Annotated in this window: 4 protein-coding genes; 3 read left to right on the top strand and 1 reads right to left on the bottom strand. The window is 73.0% G+C overall.

From position 1 onward, the window contains the following. The coding region (locus ACZ7KF_RS31050; protein WP_471082304.1) for an alpha/beta fold hydrolase at positions 1-2,758 on the top strand (2,758 nt) is incomplete at its 5' end. 105 nt (positions 2,759-2,863) lie between these two features. Here ACZ7KF_RS31050 and ACZ7KF_RS31045 read toward each other — a convergent pair. Further along, entirely contained in the window at positions 2,864-3,118 is a 255-nt protein-coding gene (locus ACZ7KF_RS31045) for a hypothetical protein (protein ID WP_471082301.1), read from the bottom strand. Positions 3,119-3,445: 327 nt separating this feature from the next. Between ACZ7KF_RS31045 and ACZ7KF_RS31040 the strand changes: the two genes are divergently transcribed. Both ACZ7KF_RS31040 and ACZ7KF_RS31035 read left to right on the top strand, forming a co-directional pair. Beyond that, positions 3,446-4,249 (top strand): ABC transporter ATP-binding protein, encoded by an 804-nt coding sequence (locus tag ACZ7KF_RS31040; RefSeq protein ID WP_471082298.1) that lies wholly within the window; start codon positions 3,446-3,448, stop codon positions 4,247-4,249. Further along, complete coding sequence (locus ACZ7KF_RS31035; RefSeq protein WP_471082295.1) at positions 4,249-6,759, top strand: FtsX-like permease family protein; 2,511 nt, start codon at positions 4,249-4,251, stop codon at positions 6,757-6,759. The genes ACZ7KF_RS31040 and ACZ7KF_RS31035 overlap by 1 nt, the downstream gene beginning before the upstream one ends. Positions 6,760-6,768: the final 9 nt, after the last annotated feature.

Genomic DNA, 6,768 nt, shown 5'->3' with positions numbered 1-6,768 from the left:
TGTGGCGGGTGTCATCAAGATGGTGATGGCGATGCGCAACGGGGTGCTGCCGAGGACGCTGCACGTGGACCGGCCGTCCACGAAGGTCGACTGGGGGGCCGGGAAGGTGCGGCTGCTGACCGAGCGGCGGGAGTGGCCGCGGCAGGGCCGTCCGCGCCGGGCCGGGGTGTCCTCCTTCGGTATCAGCGGCACCAACGCCCACACCGTCATCGAAGAGGCGCCCCCGGAGGACCGGCCGGACACCGAACCGGATGCCCCGGCCGTCGTGTGGCCCCTGTCCGCCCGCTCCGCCCAGGCCCTGCCCGCGCAGGCCGAACGTCTGTACACGTACCTGGCGGACCGGCCCGAGCTGCCCCCCGCGGCCGTCGCCCGTGCTCTCGGCACCCGGCGCACCGCGTTCGACCACCGGGCGGCGGTCACCGGTACGGACCGCGACCGGCTGCTGGCCGCTCTGCACGCCCTCGCCACCGGCGCGCCCGCCCCCGAGGCCGCCACCGGCAGGGCCCGGACCGGGACCCGTACGGCGTTCCTGTTCACCGGCCAGGGCGCCCAGCGCCTGGGCATGGGCCTCGAACTGCGCGCCCACTACCCGGTGTTCGCCGACGCCTTCGACGCGATCGACGCCCGTCTCGGTCTGGACCTGGCCGGAGTGCTGGCGGGCGACGACGCCGACGCGGTCCACCGCACCCAGTACGCCCAGACGGCGCTGTTCGCCTTCGAGGTGGCCCTCTTCCGGCTCGTGGAGTCCTTCGGCCTACGGCCGGACCTCCTGGCCGGGCACTCCGTCGGGGAACTCGCCGCCGCCCATGTCGCGGGCGTCCTCGATCTGGACGACGCCTGCGCCCTGGTCGCCGCCCGCGGCCGGCTCATGCAGGCGCTGCCGGAAGGCGGCGCGATGGTCGCCGTACAGGCCACCGAGGACGAGGTACGGCCGCTGCTGGACGACCGCGTCGGCCTCGCCGCGGTCAACGGCCCCAGCTCCGTGGTCCTTTCGGGCGAGGAGCGGGCGGTGCTCGCCGCCACCGCAGGCTTCGCGAAGACCAGGCGGCTCGCCGTCTCGCACGCCTTCCACTCCCCGCTGATGGACGGCATGCTCGACGAATTCCGTGCCGTGGCCGAGAAGCTGACGTTCCACCCCCCGCGCGTCCCGCTGGTGTCCACCCTCACCGGCCGCCCCGCCGAGGGTGAGCACCTGTGCGACCCGGGCTACTGGGTGCGGCACGTGCGGGAGACGGTCCGGTTCGCCGACGCCGTCGCCGCCCTCACGGCCTCGGGCGCCGGACGATTCGTGGAACTCGGCCCCGACGCCGTGCTGACCGGCCTCGCCCGCGAGTGCCCGGAAGCCGACGGTGCCGTCCTCGTCGCCCTCGGCCGACGCCACGGCAGCGAGCCCGCCGCCCTCGTGTCCGGCCTCGCCCGCCTGTACACCGACGGCCTCGCCCCCGACTGGGCGGCACTGTTCCCCGGTACGGCCCGTGCCGAACTGCCCACCTACGCCTTCCGGCGCCGGCGGTACTGGATCGACGCGGACGTACCCCTCACCGCGGGCCCCCTGGGCGAACCCTCGGCGCCTGCCGCCGCCACCGGTCCCGTGGACGCCGAGCCGCTGCGGCAGCGGCTGGCCGATGCCCCGCCGGCCGAGCAGGAGGCACTGCTGACCGACGTGGTCCGGGCCCAGGCCGCAGCGATCCTCGGCCATCCGGGACCGGAGGCCGTCGAACCCGACGCCGTGTTCCTGGAGATCGGCATGGACTCCGTCTCCGCGGCCGAACTCCGCACCTCCCTCGGCGCCGCCCTGGGCGTCCCCCTGCCGGCCGGTGCCGTCTTCGACCATCGCACCCCGGCCGCCCTCGCCGCCGCGCTGCGCGGGCACCTGACCGGCGGCGCGCCGGACCCGGAAAGCGCCGGTGACTCGGAGTCGGTCAGCGCACTGGTGCGGCGCGCGGCGGCCGACGGACGGATGGCACAGGCCATCGAACTGCTGCGCACCGTCGCCGAGATCCTCCCCGGCTTCTCCTCCCTGACCGAACTCGGCGACGTCCCCGATCCCGTGCGGCTGTCCACCGGCGACGCCGCCCCGCGGCTCGTCTGCCTGCCGTCGCCGATGGCACTCGGCGGCGCGCACCAGTACGCCCGGTTCGCCCGGCACTTCACGGGCCACCGGGACGTCCTGGTGCCCGCGGTGCCCGGCTTCGGACCCGGCGAGGCGCTGCCGCGCTCCGTGGACGCCGTGCTGGAGGTGCTGGTCGAGGGCATCCGCCGCGCCTGCCCGGACGAGCGGCCGTACGTGCTCGTCGGCTACTCCTCCGGCGGCCAGTTCGCCCACGCCGCCGCCGAGATCATGGAGAAGGCCGGACAGCCGGCCGAGGGTGTGGTGCTGCTGGACACCTATCTGCCCGGGGACGACGGAAAGGACGACCTGTGGCGGCAGATGTTCGACGGGATGCTGGACCGTGAGTCCGCCCTGGGCGGCTTCGGGACCGCCCGTCTGGCCGCGATGAGCCGCTACAGCGACCTGATCCAGCACTGTCTGCCGGGCGCCCTCACGGCACCCGTGCTGTTCGTGCGGCCCGAGGAGTCCTTCGCCATCGGGACCGGTGCCGACGACTGGCGGGCGACCTGGCCCGGCGAGCACGAACCGGTGGACGTGCCGGGCACGCACTTCACGATTCTGGAGGAGTGCGCGCAGGCCACCGCGGCGGCGGTCGACGCGTGGCTCGACGACCTGCCGGCCGGCCGGCGCGAAGAAGCCGAATAGATACGACGGCATCGGGAAACCGGAGTTGTTCCACGGTGGCACGGCCGAGGCCGAACGGGCCGCGGGGCGCGGTGGTCGAAAGGCCGACCGCGCCCCGCGGCTTCCTCACTTTCCGGCCTCATGAAAATGCGCCAGCCATGCGTCGATATCGCAGCGGATACTGTCCGGATCCACGCCCAATTGCAGGGCGATTTCATCCGCTGCCAATTCCGGTTGCCAGCCGCTCCGCTGCAGCGCCAGCCACATCGTCGTGCCACGCGGGCCGCACCGATGCCGCTTCCCCGTGCGCCGGGAGAACAGCTCCAGATATCCGTCGGGCCGGACCTGAGCGGTCAGTTCGTGGTCAGGCCTCCTGGCCATGGGACTTCCCATCTTTCGAGGATTGATCCGACGGTTCCGACGTTACCCGCAGTCCCGCCGGACGGCACGGGTGCTAACCGAACTTTCCGACGGGGAGTCAGGTATTCGGACAGAGGTGGGAAGAGATATCCGGGCGGGGGAAGTTTTCTCGCCCTTGACAGCACGACCACGGAGTTCGCGGGCCATCTGTCGAAACCTGCCGTGCCGAGGTAGAGAAACCTCTACCTCGAACCGGCCGGAGAATGCCAATGTGCCGCGAGCCCGTCGTTCCTAATGTGGTCACCAGACACCGCGTGAGAAGCGCGTCATCTCATAGGGGAGCCCCCAGTGCACACTTCACAGGACCTCCGCCGGGCGGAGGCGGTACGGCTGGACGCCGTGTCGAAGACCTATGGCCGGGGAGACAGCCAGGTGGCTGCGCTCCGAGGGCTCACCATGAGCTTCGCCGACGCCACCTTCACCGCCGTGATGGGCCCGTCCGGATCGGGCAAGAGCACCTTCCTGCACTGCGCGGCGGGACTGGTCCAGCCCACCTCCGGCACGGTCACCGTCGGCGGCACCGACCTCGCGGGCCTCGACGACACCCGGCTCACCAAGCTGCGCCGCGACCGGATCGGCTTCATCTTCCAGTCCTTCAACCTGCTGCCCGCGCTGACCGTCATGCAGAACATCACGCTCCCCCTGCAACTGGCCGGACAGCGGCCCGACAAGAGCCTCATCCGCAACGTCGTGCAGCGCGTGGGCCTGGCCGAGCGACTCGGCCACCTGCCGTCCCAGCTGTCCGGCGGCCAGCAGCAGCGCGTCGCCATCGCCCGCGCCCTGGTGACCCGGCCCGCCGTGGTCTTCGCCGACGAGCCCACCGGCGCCCTCGACACCCGCACCGCCGCGTCCGTGCTCGCCCTGCTGCGCGAGTCCGTCGACACCGCGGGCCAGACACTGGTCATGGTCACCCACGACCCGGTCGCCGCCTCCTACGCCGACCGCGTCGTCTTCCTCGCCGACGGCGCCTTCGCCGGCGAACTGCCCCGGCCCACCGCCGACGCGGTCGCCGCCCGGATGACCAGGCTCGGCGCCTGGGAGGACGACACCCACCGGCAGGGCATGCCGCAGCACTCGGGAGGTCGGCACTGATGTGGCGCCTGGCACTGCGCACCCTGAAGTTCCGCAGGACGAGTTTCGTCGCGACCTTCCTCGCCATGTTCCTCGGCGCCGCGATCGTCATCGGCTGCGGCGGCCTGATGGAGACGGGCGTCCGCATGGCGGCCGACCCGCAGCGCCTGCAGGGCGCCCCGGTCGTCGTCACCGGTGAACAGACCTACAGGTCCGTCGCCCTGACGGAACGACACCGCATCGACGCCGGCCTCGTCCGCAAGGTCGCCGAGACCGACGGCGTACGCACGGCCGTCGGCGACGTGTCGGTGCCGGCCACCGTCCTCAAGGACGGCGAGCCGGTGACCGGCAAGGCCGACTCGTTCGGCCACGGCTGGGCCGCCGCCCGGCTCACCCCCTATACCCTCGCCGCCGGTACCTCCCCCGTCGCCGGCGGCGAGGCCGTTCTCGACGCGGACCTCGCCGAGCGCGTCGGCGCCCGCCCGGGCTCCTCGGTCGACATCGTCGTCCAGGGCACCACCCGGCGGTTCCGGGTCACCGGCATCGCCGAGCAGCACGGTGACCGCAATCCCGACGCCGCGGTGTTCTTCACGGACGACGAGGCGCGTGCCCTCGCCGGCGGCCGCATCGACTCCATCGGCGTCCTGCCCGCACGAGGCACCGACGTCGCCACCGTCGCGGACGCGGTGCGCGCCGCCGTCGGCGACCGCGCCGAGGTGCTCACCGGTGAGCGCCGGGGGCTGGCCGAACTGCCCGGCACCCTCTCCAGCCGGCGTACGGTCGTCATCCTGGCGGCGGTCTTCGGCTCGTCGGTCGTCCTGATCGTCATGTTCGGCGTCGCCTCCACCCTGGGCCTCTCCCTCCAGCAGCGCGCCCGCGAGATGGCCCTGCTGCGTGCCGTCGGCTCCACCCCCCAGCAGCTGCGCCGCATGATCCTCACCGAGACGGCCGTGCTGTCGGCGGGATCCGTACTGCTCGCCCTGCTGCCCGGATACGCCATCGGCCGGCTGCTGTTCGGGGTGCTCACCGCCAGCGGGGTGGTGTCGTCGTCGATCGTCTACCACGCCGGCTGGATCCCGATGGCCGTCGGAGCGGTCGTCACCGTGCTCGCCGCGGCCGGCGCCACCCGCTTCGCCGGACGGCGGGCCGCCCGCACCGAACCGGTCGCCGCTCTCGCCGAAGCCACCGCGGGCACCCGCTGGTTCAGCGTGCCCCGGCTGCTCCTGGCGCTGTTCTTCCTCGCCAACGGCATCGGCCTGGCGATCGCCACCGCCACCGTGATGGACGACGGCCCCACCCTCGCCAGCACCGCCGGGCCCGCCTCCGTGCTGTTCTGCATCGGTCTCGCCCTGCTCGCCCCCGGCATCACCAAGGCCATGGTGGTGCTGCTGCGGCTGCCGGTGCGCGCCGTGTCCGGACTCGCCGGCCGGCTCGCGCTGCGCAACGCCGCCACCGCCAGCGTCCGCATGGCGGGCGCCGTCGCCCCGATCGTCCTGCTCATCGGCATCGCCACCGGCACCCTGTACATGCAGTCCACCGAGGACCACGTCTCCCGCAGTTCCTACGACCGGAACATCCTCGCCGACTACGTCCTCGACTCCACGACGGGCGGCTTCGCCCCCGGCGTCGTCGACCAGGTGCGCGCGACGCCCGGTGTGGCCGCGGCCTCGGAGTTCGTCACCAGCCGCGGCTTCGTGGACCGGCCGGACGGCCCGGCCGACGCCGATCTGCGGGGTGTCTCCGCCGACGGCGTGCGGCAGAGCCTGGACCTGCCCCTCGTCTCCGGCTCCCTCACCGACCTGCGCGGCGACACCGTGGCCCTCTCCGACAAGAAGGCCCGGGAGTACGGGGTGAAGGTCGGCGACCGGCTGCCGATGCACCTCGGCGACGGCACCGCCGTCCGTCCCACCGTCGTGGCCCTCTACACCGACAACCCCAAGCAGCAGTACCTGACGCTGCCCGCAGCGGCCCTCGCCCCGCACACCGGTGACGGGCTGCCGCACCAGATCCTGGTCCGCGCCGCGCCCGGCGGTGGCGCCGGGGTCCACGACCGCCTGGCCGCACTGGCCGCCCGGGTGCCCGGCACCGAACTGGACGACAGCTCCTCGCTGGCCGGCCGGAACAACCAGATCCAGCAGATCCTGGTGTCCGCGAACTACACCATCGTCGCCATGATCGTGGGCTATGCCGCGATCACCGTCGTCAACACCCTGGTGTCGGTCACCCGGAAACGGCGCGCGGAGTTCGGCCTCCAGCGGCTCACCGGCGCGACCCGCGCCCAGGTGCTCGCCATGCTGACCGTCGAAGGCGTGCTGATCGGAGTCGTCGCCACCGTCCTCGGCACGATCGCCTCGGCGACGACCATCGTCCCCTACAGCCTCGTCAAGAGCGACTCGTACCTGCCCTCCGGCTCCATCGGCATCTACCTCGCGATTGTCGGCGGGTCGCTGCTGCTGGTGTTCGGTGCCACGCTGCTGCCCTCCTGGCGCGGCATGCGCAGCCCCGCCGTCGACACGGTGAAGGCCGCGTGAGCCTCCCCC

Source organism: Streptomyces sp. NPDC038200 (genome assembly GCF_055600785.1).
Note: the sequence above shows the minus strand (reverse complement) of the source record. Positions and strands in the feature narration are given on the sequence as shown.